The 23,644-nt window shown below is 70.8% G+C and carries 12 protein-coding genes; 4 read left to right on the top strand and 8 right to left on the bottom strand.

The features are described from left to right. The first annotated feature begins 403 nt into the window (after nucleotides 1-403). Both AB0F98_RS25855 and AB0F98_RS25850 read left to right on the top strand, forming a co-directional pair. The gene (locus AB0F98_RS25855; RefSeq protein ID WP_357740190.1) at nucleotides 404-1,672 is read left to right on the top strand and encodes a M48 family metallopeptidase; all 1,269 of its coding nucleotides are present in this window, start codon (nucleotides 404-406) and stop codon (nucleotides 1,670-1,672) included. Nucleotides 1,673-1,953: 281 nt separating this feature from the next. Next, complete coding sequence (locus tag AB0F98_RS25850) at nucleotides 1,954-6,399, top strand: S8 family serine peptidase (protein WP_357740131.1); 4,446 nt, start codon at nucleotides 1,954-1,956, stop codon at nucleotides 6,397-6,399. A gap of 156 nt (nucleotides 6,400-6,555) precedes the next feature. Here the strand turns inward: AB0F98_RS25850 and AB0F98_RS25845 are convergent, their stop codons facing one another. Beyond that, complete coding sequence (locus AB0F98_RS25845; protein ID WP_357740187.1) at nucleotides 6,556-7,455, bottom strand: LysR substrate-binding domain-containing protein; 900 nt, start codon at nucleotides 7,453-7,455, stop codon at nucleotides 6,556-6,558. 75 nt (nucleotides 7,456-7,530) lie between these two features. Here AB0F98_RS25845 and AB0F98_RS25840 point away from each other — a divergent pair, with 75 nt between their 5' ends. Beyond that, nucleotides 7,531-7,962 carry a nuclear transport factor 2 family protein gene (locus AB0F98_RS25840; RefSeq protein ID WP_357740129.1) on the top strand — a complete coding sequence of 144 codons (432 nt, stop codon included), beginning with the start codon at nucleotides 7,531-7,533 and terminating at the stop codon, nucleotides 7,960-7,962. A 406-nt stretch (nucleotides 7,963-8,368) separates the two neighbouring features. Here the strand turns inward: AB0F98_RS25840 and AB0F98_RS25835 are convergent, their stop codons facing one another. From AB0F98_RS25835 to AB0F98_RS25805, 7 genes are all read right to left on the bottom strand, one after another. Beyond that, on the bottom strand, nucleotides 8,369-13,786 hold the full coding sequence (locus tag AB0F98_RS25835; RefSeq protein ID WP_357740126.1) for a ThuA domain-containing protein: 5,418 nt from the start codon (nucleotides 13,784-13,786) through the stop codon (nucleotides 8,369-8,371). A 76-nt stretch (nucleotides 13,787-13,862) separates the two neighbouring features. Then, the gene (locus AB0F98_RS25830) at nucleotides 13,863-14,732 is read right to left on the bottom strand and encodes a sugar phosphate isomerase/epimerase family protein (RefSeq protein ID WP_357740123.1); all 870 of its coding nucleotides are present in this window, start codon (nucleotides 14,730-14,732) and stop codon (nucleotides 13,863-13,865) included. Then, nucleotides 14,729-15,907: a substrate-binding domain-containing protein gene (locus AB0F98_RS25825; RefSeq protein WP_357740120.1), complete on the bottom strand. Its 1,179-nt coding sequence runs from the start codon at nucleotides 15,905-15,907 to the stop codon at nucleotides 14,729-14,731. Before AB0F98_RS25825 ends, AB0F98_RS25830 begins: the two co-directional genes overlap by 4 nt. Before the next feature lie 32 nt (nucleotides 15,908-15,939). Next, complete coding sequence (locus AB0F98_RS25820) at nucleotides 15,940-16,944, bottom strand: ABC transporter permease (RefSeq protein ID WP_357740117.1); 1,005 nt, start codon at nucleotides 16,942-16,944, stop codon at nucleotides 15,940-15,942. Further along, the gene (locus AB0F98_RS25815; RefSeq protein WP_357740114.1) at nucleotides 16,941-17,966 is read right to left on the bottom strand and encodes an ABC transporter permease; all 1,026 of its coding nucleotides are present in this window, start codon (nucleotides 17,964-17,966) and stop codon (nucleotides 16,941-16,943) included. Before AB0F98_RS25815 ends, AB0F98_RS25820 begins: the two co-directional genes overlap by 4 nt. Then, entirely contained in the window at nucleotides 17,963-19,483 is a 1,521-nt protein-coding gene (locus tag AB0F98_RS25810; protein WP_357740111.1) for a sugar ABC transporter ATP-binding protein, read from the bottom strand. Before AB0F98_RS25810 ends, AB0F98_RS25815 begins: the two co-directional genes overlap by 4 nt. Continuing rightward, a complete protein-coding gene (locus tag AB0F98_RS25805; RefSeq protein WP_357740108.1) occupies nucleotides 19,462-20,586 on the bottom strand; it encodes a Gfo/Idh/MocA family oxidoreductase in 1,125 nt (374 codons plus the stop codon). Before AB0F98_RS25805 ends, AB0F98_RS25810 begins: the two co-directional genes overlap by 22 nt. 340 nt (nucleotides 20,587-20,926) lie before the next feature. Here AB0F98_RS25805 and AB0F98_RS25800 point away from each other — a divergent pair, with 340 nt between their 5' ends. Next, nucleotides 20,927-23,557 (top strand): tetratricopeptide repeat protein, encoded by a 2,631-nt coding sequence (locus AB0F98_RS25800; RefSeq protein ID WP_357740105.1) that lies wholly within the window; start codon nucleotides 20,927-20,929, stop codon nucleotides 23,555-23,557. Nucleotides 23,558-23,644: the final 87 nt, after the last annotated feature.

The following is a 23,644-nucleotide window of genomic DNA, read 5'->3' as shown; positions in this document are numbered from 1 at the left end:
CTTTCGCACGACGGACGTGAGGGTGGGCCGGACAACCAGGACAGAGCCGCCTGAGGGAGCCGGCCGGGATCGGGTAGACACCCGTCGATGATCATTGGATAACAATAAACCATCAACATCGATCTAAAGTCAACATGATCCGACCAGATCCGAACACTGGCCCATCAGAACCAGTCGATTGCCGCACGCCCGTCCGGCAACGCGTCGGATCGCCGCCCGGAGGACCGGAACGCCGAGCAGGCCGGCCGGCCGGGACAGTCGGTATGCGGCCGCCCACTGCTCGTCGGAAGAGTTGAGATCGACGAGCCCGCCCCGGTGGCCACGGGCACAGCCCGCACCCGGCATCAGCTGAACGGCCGGTTACGTCGTGCGAACGACAGCGGCAGGATCGGCCATCGTGATCATGAAGACGGCCGGGGCGGGTGCGTGCCCGCGCTGCGGCGAGACGACCGTGTCAACGCGGGAGGCGATGCCCTGGTGCGCTGCCTGCGAATGGAACCTCGACGGCTACGACAGCGCGCGGCAGGCGCCGGAGTTCGGTTGGGCCTGGATCGACCGGGGCAGCCATCGGCTGGCCGGCCGCCTGACCCGCCACCAGTACGCGGCCCTGGTCGATCGCCCGTTGGAGTCGTCGGGCCTCGGCCCGGCCGGCGTGGCGACCGCGGCGGCGTCGCTGCTTCTTCTCGTCGGCGTGCTGGCGCTCGCAGTGGTCGGCGTGTGGCTGCTGTTCGCCTACCCGTTCCCAAACATCGCCATGGTCGTCGGGGTCGCGATGATCAGTCTGGCGGTGGCGCTGCGGCCCCGGTTCGGCCGTGTCGACCCCGACCTGGAGGTCCTGTCGAAGGATCAGGCACCTGAACTGCACGCGCTGGTGGAGGAAGTGGCGGCGGCCGTGGGTGCCCCCATGCCACACGTCATCGGCGTGGACGGCAGCCTGAACGCATACGCGACGCAGGTGGGGCTGCGCCGGCGACGCGTGCTGGCCCTCGGGTTGCCGCTGTGGGGCGCGCTGGACGGGCAGCAGCGGGTGGCGCTGCTCGGTCACGAACTGGGCCACTTCGTCAACGGCGACGTACGCCGGACGGTGGTGACCCAGCCAGCGTTGACCATGCTCGGCAACGCTGCGGACATGTTCCGTCCCGTGGACTCGGTCCGCGGCAGCGGGCTGGTGGAGATGATCGGTGACGCGCTGGGCCGGGCGTTCTCCTGGGTCGTGTCGCGGCTGCTCTTCGGCGGCCACCTCGTGCTGGTCGTCACGGCGCTGCGGGACAGCCAGCGGGCCGAGTACCTTGCCGACGAGATGGCCGCCCGGGCCGCGGGCACGGACGGCGCGAAGCGGCTGCTGGACGTGGCGCTGCAGTCCGAATCCTTGGCGCTCGTGGTCCAGCAGGCGTCACGCGGCGGGCGGGGGCCGGCGGCCTGGCAGACGGGGGTCGCCCGGTCGCTGGCGGCCGCCGCCGACACGCTTCCGCTGCTGCGTCAACTCTCCATCCGGGAGCAGAGCTCGCTGTTCGCCTCACACCCGCCCCAGGGCCTGCGACACCGCATGCTCGCCGCACGTGCCGAGCACGAACCGCGGGTGACGGTCACCGACGCTCGGATCGAACGGATCGACACGGAGCTGGCGCGGCACTACCAGCGCGTCAGCCACGCCGTCGCCTGGTCGGGCTGACGGGTCTCACGCCCCGCCCCGTACGGCGGGACGATCCGGTCACGGCCGCGTCAGGATCCTGCCGGCCACCGCCCACGATGCCCACGAATTGCGTACGAACTGCTCGGGACCTGCCCAAGTCCGCCTGTTGATCTTGTTCTGTCCTCATCGGACAATGATCAAATTCGTGCCGGCGCGCCGTCAGGTGCGGCGCGTTCCGCACGGATCGGGCGAACTCGGGAGGACCCACGAGTCCGCTCGCCGGCACCGGAACCGAACGGTGCCGCTGGAGTGGAGGAACGTTGTCAGAAAGACGAACAGGTCGAGGCAGGAGCCGGTTCAACGTCCGGCCCCTGGTCGCCGTCGCGGCGGCCGTCGTCCTCGGCCTGACCGCACAACCGGTGGTCGCGAACGCGGCGCCGGCTCGCGCCGCCGTGGACGGCCAGGTTCTCAAGGAGCTGTCGGCCAAGGGCAGCACCAGCTTCCTGGTGTATCTCAAGGACCAGGCGAAGCTGGACACGGCGGCGAAGCTGCGCGGCGACGCCCGCGCCGCCGAGGTGCGCCAGCAGCTCACCAGCACCGCCGACCGTACCCAGGCGGGGCTGCGCGCCCTTCTCACGCAGAAGCGGGCGCGGTACACCTCGTACTGGATCGCCAACGCCCTGCAGGTCGACGGCGACAAGGCCCTGCTGGACACGATCGCCGCCCGCCCCGAGGTCGCGCGGATCGACCCGGTGCGGTCGTACCGCATGATCGAGCCGACGCCCACCCAGGTCGGGACGAAGGCCGGCACGGCCGCGCCCGAGTGGGGTGTGGCAAGCATCGAGGCACCCCGCGTCTGGGACGAGTTCGGTGACCGCGGTGAGGGCATCGTGGTCGCCAACATCGACGGCGGCGTCCAGTACGATCACCCGGCCCTGGTCGGCAAGTACCGGGGCAACAACGGCGACGGCACCTTCTCGCACGACTACAGCTGGTTCGATCCGACCAACGTCTGCCCGGAGTTCAAGCCCTGCGACACCGGAGGCCACGGCACCCACACGATGGGCACCATGGTCGGTGACGGCGGCGCCGGCAACCAGATCGGGGTCGCCCCGGGCGCCACCTGGATCGCCGCGAAGGGCTGCGAGCGCGAGTGGTGCTCGGACAGCTCCCTGCTCCTCGCCGGCCAGTGGATCATCGCGCCGACCGACCGCAACGGGCAGAACCCCCGCCCGGACCTGCGGCCGGACATCGTCAACAACTCGTGGGGCGGCGGCCAGGGCAACCTCTGGTACAAGCAGACCGTCGACGCGTGGCGCGCGGCGGGCATCTTCCCGGTCTTCTCGGCGGGCAACTCGGGACCGGCCTGCAACACGGCGAACACCCCGGGCGACTACCCGCAGTCGTACGCGGTGGGTGGTTACAACTCGGCCAACGAGGTGTACCAGTACTCGAGCCGGGGCAGCTCGGCGGTGGACGGCGGGATCAAGCCGAACATCTCCGCGCCCGGTGAGGATGTCCGGTCGAGTTGGTTCGGCGGCGGGTACGCGACGATCAGCGGTACGTCGATGGCCGCACCGCACGTCTCCGGTACGGTGGCGTTGCTCTGGTCGGCCGCACCGAACCTGCGTCGTGACCTCGCCGCCACCGAGAAGCTGCTCAACGAGACCGCGATCGACGTCGACGCGACCGAGTGTGGTGGCACTGCCGCCAACAACAACGTCTTCGGTGAGGGACGGCTCAACGCGTACCGGGCGGTGGTGAAGGCGCCGCGCGGCGCGGTCGGCCGGGTGACCGGCCGGGTCACCGACTCGGCCACCGGCGAGCCGCTCGGCGGCATCCGGATCAGCTCCGGTGAGACGCAGGCGGTGACCGGCAACGACGGTGACTACACGCTGGTGCTGCCGATCGGCGAACACACGGTGACGGCCAGCGCGTACGGCTACGGGAGCAAGAGTGTCTCGGTGACGGTTCCCGCGACGGGCGCGGTCACCGCGAACTTCGCGCTGGATCCGCCGTCGATGGTGACCGTGTCGGGACGGGTGACCGACGGGTCCGGCCACGGCTGGCCCCTGTACGCCAAGATCGAGGTGGCGGGTCGTCCCGGCGGGCCGGTCTTCACCGACCCGATCACCGGTAAGTACTCCTTCACCGTGCCGGCCAACAGCACCTACACGGTCGGTACGACGGCGCACTATCCCGGCTACCAGAAGGTCACCCGCTCGGTACAGGTGGCCGACGCGGCCAAGACCGTGAACATCAAGGTCCCGGTCGACCATGGCTGCACCGCCGGCGGCTACGCCGGTAGCTACTCGGAACCCCTGTTCGGGACGGAGACGTTCGACGGCGCCGGCGCGCCGCAGGGCTGGTCGGTGGTCAACCGGACGCAGTTCCCGGGGTGGACCTTCAACGACCCGGGGAGCCGGGGCAACCAGACGGGCGGGAGCGGCAACTTCGCGATCGTCGACAGCTTCGTCCAGGGACTGGATGCCCGGCAGGACACCGACCTGGTCTCCCCCACGTTCGACCTGAGGGACGTCCGCGCGCCGTACCTGCGTTTCAACAGTGACCTCTATGCCACGGCGGGCGACGACGTGGGCGACATCGACGTCACCACCGACGGCGGCAAGACCTGGACCAACGTCTGGCACGGGGACGACTGGCGGCGTGGCCCCACGCAGGAGCTGGTCGCGCTCGAGCCGGCCGCCGGCAAGGCCGACGTGCAGGTGCGGTTCCGGTACAGCGCGGGCTTCGGTTGGTGGTGGGCGGTCGACAACGTCGAGCTGATCGACCGGGTCTGCACCCCGACCCCGGCCGGCCTGGTCGCCGGTTTCGTCACCGACAAGAACACCGGCGAGGGGCTGGACGGCGTCACCGTCGTCAGCCCGGACGCGCCCGCCGAGCAGGCGGAGACCGCGGCGACGCCCGAGGACGCGAGCATCTCCGACGGGTTCTACTGGTTCCTCTCCACCCTGACCGGGACCCACACGTTCCGGGCGAGTCAGCGGCCGTACCAGCCGCTGTCGAAGGACGTCGAGGTCACCGCGGACCGGCTGGAGAAGGTGAACTTCGCCCTCACGGCGGGTCGGCTCACCGTCAGCCAGACGAGCATCGAGGTGAACCAGCCGTACGGCGCCACCCGCAGCACCACGGTGACGCTGAAGAACACCGGCAGCGCCCCGGCGACCGTCGAAACCCTGGCCCGGGCCGGTCAGTTCGAGGTGCTCGGGCAGCATGGTGCGCCGTTGGCCGAGCGGAAGGTCTCCGGCGTCACCAAGGCCATGAACGGGATCGCGGCCGGCCGCGACGCCGAAGCCACGGCGGCCGCGGCGGCCACGGCGACGGCGGCGGCAGCCGCGGGTGACCTGGCCTGGAGCCGGATCGCCAACGCTCCCGCGCAGGTCTACGACAACGCCGCGGTGACCATCGGCGGCAAGGTCTACTCCGTGGGCGGCGGGGCCGGCACCGGAACGGAGCGTTCGACCTGGGTCTACGACCCGGCGACGAACCTGTGGACCAGCCTGCCGCAGATGCCCCGGGGCCGCAGCGCGCCGTCGGCGGCGGTCGTGGACGGCAAGCTCTACGTCCTCGGCGGCTGGAACGCCGACGGTGCACCGGTTCCCACGGTGGACGTGTTCGACCCGACCACGAACATCTGGAGCACCCTCGTCGGGGTGTCCAACCCGGCGCCCCGCGCGGCGGCCGGCACCGCCGTCGTCGACGGCCGGATCGTCGTCGTCGGCGGCTGCCCGGACGGCAACTGCGCGGGCACCACGAGTGTCGTCGTCTTCGACCCGCACAGCCGTACGTTCAGCACCTGGGCCGACTACCCGGTACCCGTGGCGTACCTCCCGTGCGGTGCCATCGGCGGCGGCATCTACTGCGCCGGTGGGGTCGACAAGACCCCGTACCGCAACACGTACGGCTACGACCCGGCCGCCGACGCGTGGATCCGGCTGCCCGACCTGCCGATCGACCTGTGGGGCGCGCCGAACACGGTCGCCGGTGGGCTGCTGATCCTCGCCGGTGGGATGACCGCCAACTCCACCGTCGTCACCAACCGCACGGTGGCGTACGACCCGACCGCCAGGGCGTGGCGGGACCTGCCGAACACCCAGGTCGCCGTCTACCGCGGAGCGATGGCGTGCGGGGTGTACAAGATCGGGGGCGGCAGTGACCTGGTGACCGCCGAGTCCGAGCGGTTGAGCGGTCTCGGCGACTGTGACGCCTCCGGCGTGCCGTGGCTCGACGTCACGCCCGGCGAGTTCACCCTGGCTCCGGGCGACTCGAAGAAGGTCACGGTCACGGTGACCGCGACTCCCGGCACGGGCATCGCGCAGCCCGGCACGTACCGGGCCGAGTTCGGGTTCAACACGGACACCCCGTACCCGGTGCCGGCGGTCGACGTCGAGGCCGGGGTCGCCGCCCCCGCCGACTGGGGCAAGATCCAGGGCACGGTCACCGGTAGGAGCTGCGACGGGAACGTGTCGGGCATCGGGGCGACCGTCCGCCTCGACCTCGTCGGCACCAACGGCAAGACCGGTTACACCGTCGTCGCCGACGCCGAGGGCCGGTACGTCCACTGGCTGCCGGCCGGCAAGTACCAGGTCACGGTCGCTAAGGACGGGTGGACGCCGAAGGTGAAGCGGCAGGCGGTCAGCGAAGGGGTGACGTCGACGTACGACGTCGTCCTCGATCCGCTCTCTGCCTGCCTGACCGGATCCACGTCGCAGAATCGCCTGCACGGCGTGTTCCGGCGCATGTGAGATGACGGTGGCCGCCGGACCTCGATCGGGTCCGGCGGTCACCGACCGCAGCGCGGGCCGGGACTGCGCCTTCAGTTGGTCTTCTCGATCAGACATCAGTTCACGATGGAGCACGCGCACCGTTCGACCACGGTGGATCATCCGCAGGAGGGTCGCCTAGGGTTGTTCACCCTGCGACGCGCCGGTTGTCCAGTCCCAGTGGGTGATCGTGGTGCGCATCAGGCGGGCGGCGTCCGACAGGTGGCTGTCGGCGCCCCAATAGAGGGTGACCGTGCGTCGGCAGTCGGCGCTGTCGACGGTGAGCCAGGCGACCGGGGCGTGGGGGGCGCTGCGGCGCGCGAAGGCGGGGACCAGGCCGATGCCGAGTCCGGCGCTGATCAGACCGGCGATGGCGCTGTGTTCGTCGCATTCGCAGACGATCTTCGGGTTGAGGCCGTGGGCGGCGAAGAGACGGTCGAGCAGCCGGCGTAACCAATGTCCCCGGCGGGCGGTGATGAAGGGCTGGTCGGCGAGTTCGTCGAGGGTCACCGTCGTGCGGTCCGCCAGCGGGTGACCGAACGGTACGACCACCGCCACGGCTTCGTCGAACAGATGCGCCGACTCCAGTCCTTCGGCGTGGATCGGCTGCGAGGCGATACACAGATCGACGTCTCGGGCGCGCAGCCGGCGGCCCATCTCTTCCGACGGCGACCAGTGGAGCTCGACCTCGATCGCGGGATGGGCGCGTTTGAAGGCCGCCAGTGGCCCGGTGAGGGTGAGGAAGGTCTCCGACGCCAGTCTCGCGACGCCCAGGCCCTGACTCGCGGCCTCGGCGACGGCACGCTGTCCGGCTTCGAGCTCGCCGAGGGCGCGTTCGACGTGATCGCGGAAGAGCTTGCCCGTGTCGTTCAGCCGGAGCCGTCCGCTCCGGTCGAACAACGGCACCCCCAGTTCGCTTTCCATACGGGCGATGGTGCGGCTGAGCGACGGCTGGGCGACGCGCAACTCGTCGGCTGCCCGGCTCAGGTGCTCGAGCCGCGCCACCACCAGGAACTGCCGGAGCGAGTTCAACTCCATCATGCCTCCCCATCTATAACGCCATAGCAATATTGGTCTTAGACGGCATAACTCCAGAGTCATAGTGTCGGCGGCATGGGAAAGCATGACGAAGCCGGGATCCGCCGGCAGATCGAGACGGTCGTCGAACGGGTCACCGCCAAGGACGTCGAAGGTCTCAAGCAGCTCTACGCCCCAGACGTCGTGTCCTTCGACATCGAGCCGCCGCTGCGACACGTCGGAACAGCGGCGAAACTCGCCGCCTGGACGCGTGTGTTCGAATTCTTCGACCGTCTGGCCTACGAGGTCCGCGACCTGACCCTCGTCGTGGGCGATGACGTGGCGTTCGGATACGGCTACGCCCGCACCAGCGGTACCTTGCGGAACGGGACGGCGACGGACGGCATGTGGGTCAGGATCACCTACTGCTTCCAGCGGATCGACGGCGACTGGTTGATCACCCACGACCACGTGTCAGTGCCACTGGACATCGCGAGCGGCAAAGGCGTGGTCGACCTCCAGCCCTGACGGCACACAGGACGTCGGCCGGAACCCCGGCCGACGGCGGCGTCCGGCTTCGAGCAGGCGACCTGATGTGCCCGGCCCTCGCCGGGCTCGACGGTTTCCTCGACGCGGGGCGGCAGGCCTGCGGCGTGTCGTGCTGTTGTCGTCGTCGAGCGTCCTGTCCGAGACCGTGATTCCATCGGCGGAAGCACCGGCGCCTGGACCTGGACGCCGGGCTGCCGTGGACATTCATGCGGTGACCACCTGCACATCGCAGAGTTGCAGCATCATGGCGATGATGTGTGCCCAGCGCCCGGCGGGCTGAGCCGCCCCGGGCGAAGATGAGAACCGAAAGACCAGATGCCGGAGCACGCCACGCGTGCTCCGGCACCGGTCGGGAGCCGGCCGGCACCGGCTCGCCGTCATCACCTCACAGGTGGGCCCTCAGGTAGGCGCTCGCCGCGATCAGCTGGGCGCGCGCCTGCTCGTCGTCGATGGTGCCGACGAACGCCGTGAACCGGTCGAGCGCTGCCTCGGCCTGCGCCTTCCGGCCGGCCTTCGCCATCTGCTCGGCCACCTGGAGCTGAGCTTTCAGGACCACCGCGCGAGCCGGCGGGACCGAGCCCTCCTTCCGGTAGCGTTCCAACAGCGCCCTGGTGTTGGCGTACGTCGCCACCACCTCGAACGACGCCGTCGACTCCGTGACGTTGCCGGCCTTGTCGGTGGCCACCGCGGTCACCCGGTGCGTGCCGGCCGTCGGCGCGGCCGCTCCGCTGACCGGCTTGCCGTCCAGCGTCACCACCACCGACGCGACGCCCGACGCCGGGTCGGCCGCCGAGGCCGTGATCGGCAACTCCTTACCGAGCTGGTAGGAGCCACCGTCCTCGATCCCATCGAACTTCACGGTCGGACCGGTGGCGTCGACCCGCAACGGCACCACCGACTCCGTCGAGACGTTGCCCGACTCGTCGACCGCCCGGAACCGCAGCTCGTGGGTGCCGTCCCCGGTCACGGGCACCGGCTGCCGGTAGTCGGCCCACTCGCCGTCGCCGGCCCGGTAGGAGATCCGCACCGGGCGGCCGCTGTCGTCCGACCCGGTCGCCGAGACGGTGACCGGCGAGACGTACCACCCGTTGTCGCCGTTCGGTGCCGCCGGGTCGACCGTCACCGACACCGATGGCGGCGTCGTGTCGACCACCCGGAAGTAGTCGAACGCCACCGTCACCGGCGACACCTGCTCCGGGCCCACCGCCATCAGACCGAACGACGTCATGGCGGCGTCGTTGGTCACCGGGTCACCCAGCGACGTCCAGTTGACCCCGCCGTCGCTGATCTCGGCCGAGTAGGTGTTCCCGGTCCGCTTCAGCCGCAGGTCGTACCAGCCGCTCTCGGTCGTCTCCGCGACGTCGACGGACCGGTTGCCGCCGTTGCCGAACTGCCCGTTGCGCTCCGAGACCAACTCGGCCCGCAGATCCGTCGGCGAGCCGTTGGGGTTCGTCGCCACCACGTCGAACTTCACGTAGTTGTCGTCGTCGGCGTACACCAGGAACCCGGCCAGCTGCCAGCGATGCAGCATCGTCGGCGTCAGCCGGGTCTGGATCGTCCAGTCCCCGTCCGGCAGGTCCTGGAGGATGAAGTTGCGCGGCGAGACAGGGTTGCTGTCGTTGATGTCGCCCGGCTGCGTCTCGATCCGCAGCTGCCCGTCGGTCATCGCGACCTTCGACGAGACGTAGCGCACCACCGCGTCCCACCGGCAGCCGTCGAGCTGGTCACCGTCGAACTCGTCACTCGGCGCCAGGGAACCGCCGTCGGGCGAGTCGCAGCCCGGTCCCGGCTCGGGCTCCGGATCCGGATCGGGGTGGATGGCCTCGTCCACCAGGCTGAACCCGGAGAACTCCACCTCGCTCTTGGCCGAGGTGCTGTGCGCGGTCACCGCGAGTCCGATGTCCTGCGGGCTCACCGCGCCGGTGAGCGTCACCGGGTCACCGACCCGGGTGAAGTTCACGCCGTCCTTGCTCCAGTAGCCGTAGTACTGGCTGCCGTCGCGGACGATCCGCACCCATGCCGGGTAGCTCGTCGTGCTCGCCCCAGTGCTGGCGTCGAGCTGCCCGTTGCCGTCGGTGTCGCGCAACCACTCGAACCCGAGGCCGGCACGCAGCGTCATCGCCGCGTACCCGGGCGAGGTGCCGGGTTGGGTGATGTCGTTGCGGACGATGAGCCCGGCCTTGGCGGAGGCGTTCGAATTGCCCTGCCGCTCGATCTTCACCGTGGCCGTCCACTCGTTGCCTGCGGCGGCCGGGCGGTACACCGCGCCGTACTGGTCGGTGCCCTGCCACATGTTCGCGCCACCGGAGTTGATCACCCATGTGTCGGTGTCCGGCCGGTCGAAGGTGGCGTCGGCGTTGCTGAAGGTCTGCCAGTCGCCGTACAGGTCACCGACCTCCACCTCGACGATGCGGGAGGTGGTGCTGGCGCCCTTGTCGTTGGTGGCGACCGCGGTCAGCTGGTAGCGCTGCTGCGTCGTGGCGTTCCACGTCACCGCGTACGGCGCCGTGGTGTCGGTGCCGATCGAGGTGTCGCCGACGAAGAACTCGACCTTGGTGACCGTGTTCTCCGCATCGCTCGCGTCGGCGGTGACCTGAATCGCGCCCGGCTCCAGGTCGTCGTCGGCGGTCGGGGCGGTCACCGCGACCTTCGGCTTGCTCGTGGGTGAGACACCCTTGCCGTCGGCCTCGATGAAGTTCAGCCGCCGCTCGCCGGCACCGGGGAACACCGCGTACAGGGTGAACGTCTCGCCCGGGTCGGTGACGTCGACCGGTACGTCGACGTAGCGGCCGGCCGGCGTCGCCGGCACCTGCGCGGTGCCCAGCAGCGCGCCGTCCGGTGCGCCGCGGCGCAGCTCGATACTGCCGGCGCTGGCCGCGCTGACCCGTAGGACCAGCTTGTCCACGCCGTGCAGGTGCACCGGGTCGTACGACGCCCACGCGCCGTTCTGACCGGTGATGGCGTCGGCGTGGCCCTCCACGTCCCGCGACGCCGCCACGGTGACGCCGTGCGATGCCTCGAAGAACTCGGCTTCACGCTGCTTGGGGAACAGCAGCGTGGTGTCCGATCCGGTGAGCGGGGGAATGCCGTCCGCGCCGCCGGAGTCGGTGTAACGACCGTCGAGGGCGTAGAAGACGTTCATGTCGTCGCTGTGCCCGCCACCGAGCGAGGTGGCCACCGTGCCGGTCCGCCCGTGCAGCGGATCCGCGGGGTGTGCGTGTTCGTCGTGGCCGAGCGCCGGTTGGATCACCACGTCCGCGTCGTCGATCTGGGTGTCCTCGGCATCGGTGACCGACAGCTTCCAGCTGACCTCGTCACCGAAGTCGAAGAACCCGCCCTTCGGGGGCAGTTCGAAGCGCACCTCGGGTCGCTTGTTGCCGACCGTGACGGGCACCGTCGTGGTGCCGGTCTTGCCGTGCGGATCGGTCACCGTGAGCCGGGGGTTGTAGACGCCGTTGTCGGTGTACGTGTGGGTCGGCGCGCGTTCGGTCGAGTCGACCGTGCCGTCGCCGTCGAAGTCCCACGCGTAGGTAAGCTGCTCGCCCTCCGGGTCGGACGACGGAGCGCCGTCGAACCGCACCTCGAGCGGGGCATGTCCGGAGTCCGGCGTGGCGGTGGCCTTCGCCTCCGGGGAGCGCGAGCCGGAGATGTAGTCGATGCGGTACAGGCCCGAGTTCGGATTGTCCCGGCCGAAACCGCCACCCCAGTCGAGCACGTACAGGGAGCCCTCCGGGCCGAAGCTCGAGTCGATCGGCGCGAGGAACTGCTCCTGCGGCAGGAACGGGTTGACCTTCTCGACGTTGCCGTCGCCGTCGGGAATGACCGAGTACATCTTGTTGCGGGACCACTCGTAGAAGAACGGCTTGCCGTCGTAGTACGCCGGGAACTTGGTGTCCGACTCCAGGTCGGGGTCGTACTGGTAGAAGGGCCCGCCCATCGGGGCGAGGCCACCGCCCTGCGGGATGACCGACGGCACCGAGGAACGCTTGTAGCCGTACCACATCTTCGCCGGCTTGGCGGCGGGCAGCTGGGTGAGGCCGGTGTTACGGATCGAGTCGTTGACCGGGTTGGCGCAGTCGAAGTAGGCGCCGACGGTCACCGGGTTGGTTCGGTAGTCGACGTCCCGGAACGGCTCGTTGTCGCCCATGCAGAGCGGCCACCCGTAGAAGCCGGGTTCGGTGATGAGGTTCCACTCGGCGATGCCGGCGGGGCCGCGGTCGGGGTTGTCGTTGCCGTTGTCCGGCGAGTAGTCGGCCATGCCCAGCGCGCCGGTCCGCGGGTCGATCGAGAAGCGGAACGGGTTGCGGAAGCCCATCGCGTAGATCTCCGGGCGGGTCTTCGCGGTGCCCGGGGCGAACATGTTCCCCTCGGGGATGCTGTACGTGCCGTCCGACTCCGGGTGGATACGCAGGATCTTGCCGCGCAGGTCGTTGGTGTTGGCCGAGGTGGCCCGGGCGTCGTGGAAGGTGTTGTCGCGTTCCGACAGTGGCGCGTACCCGCCGGACGGCTCGGAGTGCGGGTTCACGTCGTCGCCCACGCCGAGGTAGAGGTTGCCGTCCAGGCCGAAGGCCAGCCCACCGCCGGTGTGCCCCGGCTCGTCGGGCAACCGCCGCGCGGGCACCTCCAGCAGCACCTTCTCGCTGGCCCGGTCGATCTGCGACCCCTCACCCACGGTCAGCCGGGACAGCCGGTTGACGAAGTTGGCCGGATCGGAGTCGTCGCTGCTCGCCGGGGAGTAGTAGACGTAGAGGTGGCCGTTGGTCGCGAAGGCCGGGTCGAGGGCGATGCCCAGGAGGCCGTCCTCGCCGCCGGAGTACACCGGGATGGTGATCGCGGTCGACGTGGTCCGGCTGGCCGGGTCGTACACCCGGATCTCGCCGCGGACCAGCTCGGTGAAGAACACCCGGCCGTCGGGTGCGACGTCCATCGCGTACGGCGCGCTGGTGTTCTGGTCCAGCGGCACCCGCTCGAACTTGTCCCAGGTGGTCGCGCCGCAGTCGCCCTCGACCATGCCGGCCGCCCACTTCACCCCGCCGACGATGTGCTGCACCAGTCGCGGCTCGCCGGTGTAGTGCGCACCGAAGTGGCCCATTCCGGTCATCCAGGCGCGGCCGCCGTCGTACGGCTTGCACCAGGAGATCGGGTGGTCGTAGCCCATGGCGTTGCCGCCCGGGTCGTACGTGGTCTCATCCATAGTGGCCAGCACGTGCGCGTCGCCGCGCACGTTGAGCGCGTAGTTGTACCACTCGTCGGCCCGTTCCCACCGCTGCGGCAGGTGGCTGGTCGACGGGTGTGTGCGATCCTCGACGCGGACCGTGCCGGGAAGGCCGGGGCTGCTGCCGGTGGCCGCGTGGCCGGGCATCAGCGAGCCGATCATGTTGTCCCACCACGGGTAGTTCCCGCGCATGTCGGTCGCGTTGTGGATGGCGACGATGCCGTGGCCGGCCTGCATGTAGCGTTCCATCGCCGCCTTCTGGTCGGCGGTCCACGGGTCGCCGGAGGCCTGGAACATGACCAGGGCGTCGAAGTGTGCGAGGTCCTCGTCGTTGAAGATCGACGAGTCCTCGGTGTGCTCGGTGGTGATCCCGGCGTCGGCGAAGGCCTCCTGGAGCACGGGGACGCCCTGCTCGATCGCCTCGGCGTGCCGGTACTGGGTGGTCTTCGTGAAGATCAGGACGTGGGCGTCGCCGTGCGCACCCGGGTGGGCGGCGGCCGGCGCTGTGCTGAGCATGGACATCGCGAGCGCGGCGGCGACCGGCATCGCGAGCAGCCGTCCCCACCGGGGACGCCAGGTCACGTTCATGGGGTGCTTCCTCCCTGGGACGTGAGGTTCTGTCGTGGTCGTGACCGTGCGGCGTGCCGGCGCCGTCGGGACCGGGTCAGCGAGCTGGTGGGGGCTGGGGCATCACCGCCTTGAGGAACTTGAGGCCGTCCACGGCGATCGCGTCCTGGCTCGCCGCCAGCGGTCGCCAGATGGAGGCCGCGGTGGCGATCGTCGCGTTCTCCGCGGTGAACGACTCGATGCAGAGCGGGCCGGTGTAGCCCGCGTCGTCGACCGCGGTGAGGATCGCCGGCCAGTCCAGGTGGTCGGTGCCGGGCGTGCCGCGGTCGTTGCCGCAGACCTGGACGTGTGCGATCCGCCCGGCGGCCGAGCGGATCGCCGCCGGGACGTTCGTCTCCTCGATGTTCTGGTGGTAGAGGTCGAGCGCGAGCCCGCAGTGCGGCAGGCCGGCGATCGCCTCGAGGGTCTGGCCGACGGTGTTGAGCAGGCTCGTCTCGTAGCGGTTGAGTGGTTCGACGGCGACCGTGACACCGGCCGCGCCGGCGTGGTCGGCGACCGGGGCGAGGCTGTCCCGCAGCTGGTCGTACGCCGCGGCCCGCTCGCCCGGAGACAGCCGCCAGGTGCGGCCGACCGAGGCGTACGCCGGGCCGGCGATCACCGGTGAGCCGACCGTCGCGGCGGCGTCCACCACCCGGCGCAGGTAGTCCTGGGTGGACCGGATGGTGGCCGGGTCCGTGGCGACGAGTTCCCGGCCGGGTGGCATGACGAGGCAGACGGTGACGGCGAGACCGTGGTCGGTGAGCACCTGCGCGGCCCGCTTCGGATCCCAGTCGTCCGGGTCCTCGACGGGGAGTTCGAGCACGTCGAAGCCCCACCCCGCGACCTTGGCCGCGAGGGCGGCCAGGGTCGCGTCGGTCAGCGGCGAGGTCCACACCCAGGTGTTGACCCCGAGTCGATGTCCGGTCACTTCCACGGTCCCGGGTAGCCCGGCATTCCCTCGCAGCCGCACATCGCGTAGTGCAGCGGCGGCATGTCCTGCTGCACGTACTGCTGGACGTTCTCGCTGGTGATCCGCGGCTGCGGAAGCACCCACTCCTTCGGCACCTGCTCGCCCTTTAGGATCTTCAGCGCGGCGATGATCGGGGTGCGCCACTGGTAGGTGGGGTAGGTCGGCGCGACGGCGGTCAGGCCCTCGTCGACCCACAACCGCAGGAAGTCCTGCTGGTCCTCACCGACGAACGCGGGCACCTCGACGCCGGCGTCCTGGAAGGCCTCCACCGCTGCGACGGCGGTCGCGCCGGCGTCCATCCACACACCGTTGATCTCACCCTCGCGCTGGATGTAGTCGGCCACGATGCTCTTGGTCTTGGCCGCGTCCCCATCGGTGAACTCCACGCCGACCACGTCGAGCTCGCTGCCGACGAAGATCTCGTTGGCCGCCGCCCACCGCTGCTCAAGCACGTCGACACCGGGCAGGATGCGCAGGGCGAGGACCTTGCCGCCCGGCTTGACCTTCTCGGTCAGGAACTCCGCGCCGTTCGCCCCGAAGGCGAAGCCGCCGATGGGGTGGATGAAGGTGACCGGGCAGCTGGTGTTGACACCACGGTCGAACACGATCACCGGCACGCCGGTCGCGCACGCCTGCTCGACGGCCGGGGTCAGGGTGGCGGTGGTGTTGGGCGAGATGACGATCGCCGAGCAGTTCCGGCCGCTGAGCGACTGGATGTCACTGATCTGCTTGTCGTCCTTGGCCTCCGCGTCCAGCACGACGAAATCGCTGATCTCCGGGTGCAGCTTCACCTCCTGCTGCATGGTCTTGAGGCCCACCTGCCGCCACGGGTTGTCCACCGCGGCGTTGGAGAAGCAGAGGGTGTACTTCCCGCCGGTCTTGGCGAACTTCGTGGTGTCCACCATCTCCGGCTCGAGCATCTGCTCCCACGGCTTGCCCTCCGGGCCCTGCGGGGTGGCGTTGCGGAACGCGAGCTGCCGGTCGTACTCGGCCTGGTCGAAGAACTCCGACTTGCGGGTGTCGGAGCCGGACGACGCGGCGGCGCCGGGGTTGGTGTCCTCGGGCAGGTCACTGGAGCATCCGGCGAGCGCGAGCACGCTCGCCGCGGCCACCAGGGCCCATCTCTTGGTCATTATTCGTGTTCTCCTCACTGGCCAGGGGGACTTCAGGAGGGTGCGGGTTGCGCCGTGTTGCGCTGCTTCGGTCGTGACCGCAGCCGGTGCCGCAGCCCGCCGCCGAGCGAGGCGTAGGCGACCGCGGCGATGATGATCAGGCCTTGCACGGCCGATTCGAGCGCGCCGCTGACACCGAGCAGGTTCAGCAGCGTGAACAGTGCCTCCAGGGACAGCGCGCCGGCGGCGGCCGCGACCACCGAGCCGCGCCCGCCGCCGAGGAGGACGCCGCCCAGCACGACGGCGGTGATCGCCCGGAACTCCAGGCCGTTGCCGACCTGCGCGGATACGCCGGCGAACCCGCCGAGCAGGATCGAGGCGACGGCGGCTAGCAGTCCGGAGAGGACGAACCCGAGCAACCGGAGCCGGTCGACCTGACCTCCGGACAGGCGCACGGCGGCCTCGTTGTCGCCGACCGCGACCAGCGCCCGGCCGGTTCCGCTGCGCATGAACAGCGCCGCGGCCACCAGGATCGCCGACAGGATCAGCACCGACCACGGGACCTCGCCGAGCACCGGTACGTCCAGGGCGCCGCGCCCGAACGTCCGGAACCCGGCCGACAACGCGCCGCGGGGTGCGCCGTCGGTCCACAGGAAGGTCGCGCCGTCGAGCACGAGCAGCATGCCGAGGGTGACGATGAACGACGGCACCAGCAGTTTCGTCGTGATCAGCCCGTTGACCAGGCCGACCAGCAGCCCGAACCCGAGCACGAGCAGGATCACCCAGGTCGTCGCCGCCTCGTCTCCGTCGATGAGCCGGGCGGCGATGACCACCCCGGCGGTGACCAGGGCTCCCACCGACAGGTCGAAGCCGCCGGAGACGATGACGAAGTACTGCCCGATGGCGAGGATCATCAGCGGCGCGGCGCGCTTGAGCAGCGCCAGGTATCCGGACGGTTCGTCGTAGGCGGGGCCGGCGATCGCGAGGCCGACGAGCAGCAGGAGCAGGACGACCAGCACCGGTGCGGTGCCCTCGGCCAGGCGGGGACGCCAGGTCATGCCAACCTCCCCCGGTTGCGGTCGGCCATCATGCGGCGGGCGTAGAGCGCGACCGCGGTCACCAGGACGACGCCGCGTACCACGTCCTTGAAGAACGGGTCGACGGCGAGGTCGTCGAAGATCGTGTCGAGGGTGGCGAGGATGAGCACGCCGCCGATGGTGCCGACGACGCCGCCGCGACCGCCGGCGAGCAGGGTCCCGCCGAGCACGACGGCGGCGATGGACTCCAGGTCGTAGCCGGCGTCCGTGCCGACGTACGGCGCACCGGAGCCGAGCCGGCTCGCCAGGTAGATCCCGGTGAGGCCGGCGGCGACCGAGCACAGTACGTGTGCGGTGACCACGACCCGGCGGGTCGGTACGCCGGAGAGCCGGGCCACCTCGATGTCACCGCCGACGGCGTACATGTGGTAGCCGGGGCGGGTCCGCGACAGGTACCACCAGGCCAGTGCGGCGACGGCGAGCATGAGCAGTGCCGCGACGGGCAGCGGTCCGATCCGGTCGTAGCCGAGGTGCTGGAAGCTGCGTGGTACGTCGCCGGCCGGGCCGGTGTAGTTGTTCTCGAGGTAGCCGCGCAGGATCAGCGCCACGCCGAGGGTGGCGATGAACGCGTTGGCCCTGAGGACGGTGATGACCAGTCCGTTGACCAGTCCGACGGCGGCGGCCACGGCGAGCGCGAGCAGCACGCCGGGTACGACCATGCCGTCCTGCCCGGCCATCGTCTCGGCCGCGAGCAGCGACGTGAGGCCGATCAGGTATGCGACGGACAGATCGAGGGATCCGGTGAGGATCACCATGGTCTGGCCGATCGCGACGAGGCCGAGCGCGGTGGACCGGGTGAGGATGTTGAGGATGCCGGCCTGGTCGAGCAGGACCTCGCCGCGCATCCCGACGAGCACGCTGCCGACGACGAGCAGGGTGACCAGCGCGAGGTAGACGATGACGACCGGGGTGAGCCGCGAGCGCACTCCGGGCCGGATGGCCGTCCGGTCGGCCGGAGCGGCCTTCTCCTGCAGGATGCTCATGCCGCCGCGCCTGTCCGGTGCCCGGTGGCCAGTGCCATCACGTCCCCCTCGCTCGCACCGGCCGGCAGTTCACCGGCGAGCGCGCCGTCGTGCATGACGAGGATCCGGTCGCTCATTCCGATCAGCTCGGGAAGTTCCGAGGAGATCATCAGTACCGCGACGCCGCGCTTCGCGAGGTCGCGCAGCAACTCGTGCACGGCCCGCTTCGCGCCGACGTCGATGCCGCGCGTCGGTTCGTCGACGAGCAGCACCCTCGGTTCGACGGCCAGCCACTTGGCGAGGACGACTTTCTGCTGGTTGCCGCCGGACAGGAAGCGCACCTCCTGGTGCTCGCCGCGGGCCACCACGTTGACCAGGTCGAGCAACGCCGGCACGTCGGAGCGGGCGCGGGCGCGCGGACCGCGCAGCGCGGCGCGGCGTACCAGCAACGTGTTGTCGCGTACGGACTGGCGAAGCGCCAATCCGTCTCCCTTGCGGTCCTCGGTGACCATCGCGATGCCGAGGCGCACGGCGGTGCGGGGTCGGGTCACCCGCTGCGCCACCCCGTCCACCTCCAGCCGGCCCGTGGTGAACGGTTCGACGCCGAAGACCGCGCGGGCGAGTGCCGATCGGCCCGAGCCCTGCAGCCCGGCCAGCCCGACGATCTCCCCGGCGCGTACCTCGAGGTTCAGCTCGCGTACGCGGGCGTTGCCGGCGCCGTGCAGCGCGAGGCGGACGGGCCCGAGGTCGTCGGTGCGGGCCCGGTCCGGGTAGTACTCGCCCAGGTCGCGGCCCACCATGTGCCGGACGAGGTCGTCCGGGGTCAGGTCGCGAGTCGGGGCGCAGGTGACGAACCGGCCGTCCTTGAGCACGGTGATCCGGTCGGAGAGGTCGAACACCTCGCGCATGCGGTGCGAGACGTAGAGGATCGCGATGCCCCGCTCGCGGAGCCGGCGGACCAGGTCGTAGAGCAGCTCGACCTCGTGGTCGGCGAGCGCGGCGGTCGGCTCGTCCATGCCCAGCACCCGCGCGTCGGTCGACAGCGCCTTGACGATCTCCACGACCTGCCGCTGAGCGACCGACAGCGACGACACGACTGCGGTGGGGTCGATGCCGTCCTCGCCGAGCCAGTCCAGCAGCTTGCGGGTGTCGGCCACCATCCGCCGGCGGTCGACCTGCATCCGCCGTACGGGCTCACGACCGAGGTAGACGTTCTCGGCGACGCTGCGGTGCGGCAGCAGGGTGAACTCCTGGTGGATGATCGCGATGCCGGCGCGCTGCGCGTCGGTGGGGCCGGTGAAGGACACCTGGGCGCCGTCGACCTCGATGGTGCCGTTGTCGGGCCGGTGCACCCCGGCCAGCACCTTGAGCAGCGTGGACTTGCCCGCGCCGTTCTCACCCATCACCGCGTGGACCTCGCCGCCGCGCAGGTCCAGGTCCACACCGTGCAACACGGGTACGCCGAGGAAGGACTTGCTGATGCCGGTCAGCCGCACGCGTGGTGTCGCGCCGGGTGTCATGCCGGCACCTGCGTCCACGCGCCGTCCTCGGCCGCCGAGGCCAGCACCGCGTCCGTGATCCGGACGGCGCGCAGGCCGTCGGTGAAGGTGGGCAGTCCGTCCGGAACCTCGCCGCGCACCGCCCGGTAGGTGTCGGCGACGAACGCGTCGAAGCAGTCCTGGTAGCCCTGCGCGTGTCCGGCCGGCAGCCGGACGTAGCGCGCGGCGGAGGGGTGCAGCGTCGCCGGGTCGCGCAGCAGCGTCTGGCCGCCGTCCCGCCGGCCGATCCACAGCCGCTCCGGGTCCTCCTGATCGAAGCCGAAGCTCGCCTCGGTGCCGGAGATCTCGAGCTGCAGCCGGTTCTTGCGCCCGGCGGCCACCTGCGACACCACCAGCGTGCCGACCAGGCCGGCGGTGGTGGTGAAGTGCACGGCGGCCAGGTCCTCGGTGGGCGTCCGATTCCCGGGGGCGCGTTCGTGCACGACCGCGGTGCGGGCGGACAGGCGGCTGATCCGGTCGCCGGTGGCGAACTCGAACAGGTCGCACCAGTGCGAGCCGATGTCGGCGAAGGCACGTGACGGTCCGCCGAGCGCGGAGTCGACCCGCCAGTCGTCGTCGGACGGACGGGACAGCCAGTCCTGGAGGTAGCCACCGGTCACGCTGGAGAGGTGACCGGCCTCGCCGGCGGCCAGCCGGGCCCGAAGCTCGCGCACCATGGGGTGGAAGCGGTAGACGAAGGGGACGGCCGCCACTCGGCCGGCGGCCGCCTCGACGAGCGCCACCGCGTCGGCGCTCCCGGTTGCCAGCGGCTTCTCGCAGATGACGTGCACACCGGCGGCGAGCGCGGCGGCGACGACGGGGGCGTGCGACGTGTTGGGCGTGCACACGTGCAGCACGTCGATCTCGGCCTGGTCGAGCAGCGCGGCCAGGTCCCGGTAGCCCTCGTCCGCGCCGGTCGCGCGTGCGGCGGCGGCGGCGCGTTCGGGCCGGGAGGCCACCACTCCCACGACGCTCGCGCCGGCGCGCCGGGCCGCCTCCGCGTGGACCTGCCCCATGAACCCCGCGCCGACGAGCGCGACGCGTAGCGTCTGCTGCTCGGATTCGAGCCCATCGGAAGTCGTTGCCAGATCGGCCATAGACATGCGTCGACGGTAACGACCACTTATGCCATGGTCAACCAAAAGTCATGTCGATATCGCGGATAGTTAGAAGATCGGCGGCGAAAGTCTCGACGCTCGTCGACGTAACATTCCGTTTCGTTCTGGGATGAGGGAATGATCCACTGCCCCCTGCCGCAACGTCGTTCCGTCCGCGCTGCCTCGGCCGCTCCCGGAGCGACGACCAGGCAACTGACAACGTGTCTGTCCACTCTGTACGTAGCGGTACTCATCGCTCACGTGGACCTGTACCGTTTGGGGTACTCTGCCAGACCGCCCGGCACTCCCCCGGCCCCGGGCGCTTACATCTGACGTGAGGGCACACATGACGTCCGCCGACTTCGGCGTGGACCCGACCACCGCGAGCAGCCCCGAGCGGTACGTCATGCTGCTGCGCCGCGTCCGCGACCAGTCCGGCCTCGCCTACCGCGAGATCGCCCGCCGGGCACAGCGCACCGGGGACGTGTTGCCGGCGAGCACCCTCGCGACGATGCTCGGCCGCTCGACACTGCCCCGGCGTGATCTGGTGTCGGCCCTGTTACGCGCCTGCGGCGTGCCGGACGACCGCGTGACGGCGTGGTTGGCGGTATGGGGCCAACTCGCCGCCGCTCGTACCGCGACAAAACCCCTGGTGGCCACACCCCGGCGTTCACCGCGCCGGTCCGGGCAGACCATCGCCGGCCGGTCCGCCCGCATCGCCGCGGCGAGCGGCTCCGCAGCGCCGGGCGCCGAGGAGGTCGGACCGGCATCGCACACGGAGGGTTCCGCCGCCCTGCGCCTGGTTCCCGCCGGAGGCGACACGCCGCCCGCCGGCCCGCAGCGGAGGCGAGCCGACCGGCCCGGCGCAGCGCGGAACCGAGCCGTACTGCGTGGGTTGCCGCGGCCGACCGCCGACGAGGCACGGCCCATGGACGACGGGCCAGACGTACCCGTCCCGTACCAACTGCCCCCGGCGCCGCCGTTGATGGTCGGCCGCTCGGCGGAGATCGGCCGACTGCTCGCCTCGGCTGAGGCCGACGCGGCGGTGTGCCTGGTCGAAGGGGCCGGCGGGGTCGGCAAGTCCGCGCTCGCCCTGCACGTGGCGCACCGGCTCGCTCGGCGTTACGACGGTGGCTGCCTCTACACCGACCTGCGCGGAGCCGCCGGCGGCATCGCGGCGGCCGAGCCGGCTGACGTGTTGGGCCGGTTCCTGCGGGCGCTGGGCGTGTCCGCCGTCCCCGCCTCGCTCGACGAGGCGTCGGCGTTGCTACGCACCTTGACCGCCGAACGGGGCGTGCTCATGGTGCTCGACAATGCCGCGTCGGCGGCGCAGGTCCGTCCGCTGCTGGCCAGCGGCCCCGAATGCACCACGATCATCACGAGTCGGAGGATGCTCCCCGACCTCGACACGACGGCCCGGATCCATCTCGACCCGTTACCCGACGAGGCGGCGCTCGCCCTGTTCGCCGGGCTCACCGGCATCGAACGGGTGCAGGCCGAGCCGACCGCGGCCGCGACGGTGGTCCGCCGGTGCGGCGGGCTGCCGCTGGCGCTGCGGATCATCGGTGCCCGCGCCGCGGCCCGGCCGGACACCTCGCTCACCGGCCTCGCCGAGCGGGTGGACGACGAGGGCCTACGGCTGGACGTGCTGGAAGTCGGCGACCTGTCCGTGCGGGCCAGCCTGCACCTGGGATACCAGGCTTTCGCGGACGCGCCGCAGAGCGATCGCCGGCAAGCCGCCGGAATCTTCCGGCTCGCCGCGCTGCCGAACTGGACGCACTTCACCCCGTACGGCTGCGCCGCCCTGACCGATCTGCCGGTCACCGCCGTCGAGCGGGCACTGGACGCGTTGGCCGACGCGCACCTGGTCGAGTCGGCCGGCGGCGACCGGTACCGGTTCCATGACATCGTCCGGCTCTACGCCCGCGAGCAGGCGCAAACGGTGGACGACCCGGCCGACCGGGAGGAGGCGCTCCGCAAGCTGACCGGCTGGCTGCTCGCCGTAACCATCCACGCTGCCCGGCTGCTCTACTCGCAGGACACCTTCGGCTTCGGCGAGCCGCCCACCCCGGCGCGTCCCCGCCCGCCGCTCGGCGACACCACTGACGCTTGGGCCTGGTTCGAGCGCGAGCACACCAACCTGCTCCTGATAGCCCGCCAGCAGACGGCCGCCGGACGGACCCTCACCGAGGTCAGCGACCTGGCCCTCGTCGCAGCCAAGTTCCTCGACTACGCCGGACACATCGCCGAACAGCAGCAGTTCGGTCAACTCGCAGTCACCGCGGCGAGCCGAGTCGGCTACCGCTCGGGCGAGGCGTCCGGGCTCAACATCGTCGCCGTATCGCTGTTGCGGCAGGGGCGGCTCGACGAGGCCCTTCCGTTGCTGGAACGGTGCCTGACCGTCCAGCGCCAACTCGGTGATCGCAGCGGGGAAGCCGCCATCCTGAACAACCTCGGAAACGCCCTGCGTGACCGCGGCGACCTGACCGGCGCCCTGTACCACCTGCAGGCCGCGCTGCTCATCCGCCGGGAACTCGGTCAACGGCACCGAGAAGCGTCGGTGCTCGACAACCTGGCTCTGGTCCACCGTGCCCTCGGCGACTACGCGCGGGCCGTCACCTGCCACGAGGCGGGACTCGCCGTCGGCGACGGCGGCACCGATCCGTTACGTGAGGCCCAGGCGCTGGTCAACTTCGCCGAGACACTGCTGGCCTCCGGCGAGCATCAGACCGCGATCGTACGGGCGGGCGAGTCGCTGGAGATCTGCCGACGCTACGAGCACCAGCGCGGCACCGGTTTGGCGCTGCAGGTCCTGGGCGACGCCCACGCCGGCCTCGGGCACCGGGCCGCGGCCCGCCAGCACTGGCGGCAGGCGCTGGCCCGGCTCGACGGGCTGGACCCGCAGGCGTCCGCCCGGCTACGTGAGGCCCTGGCCACGACCGGGACACCGGCCCGTGAGACACCCGATGACGCGTAGCCATCGAGTTTGGTGAGCGCGCGTTGACCGGACCAGGCCGTTCGCGGCCGCTACCGCCAACCGGGGTGGTGAGCGGCCGCGGACCGT

The organism is Micromonospora sp. NPDC023737 (assembly GCF_040639715.1).
GTDB lineage: Bacteria > Actinomycetota > Actinomycetes > Mycobacteriales > Micromonosporaceae > Micromonospora.
This window is presented reverse-complemented; position numbering and strand designations above follow the sequence as displayed.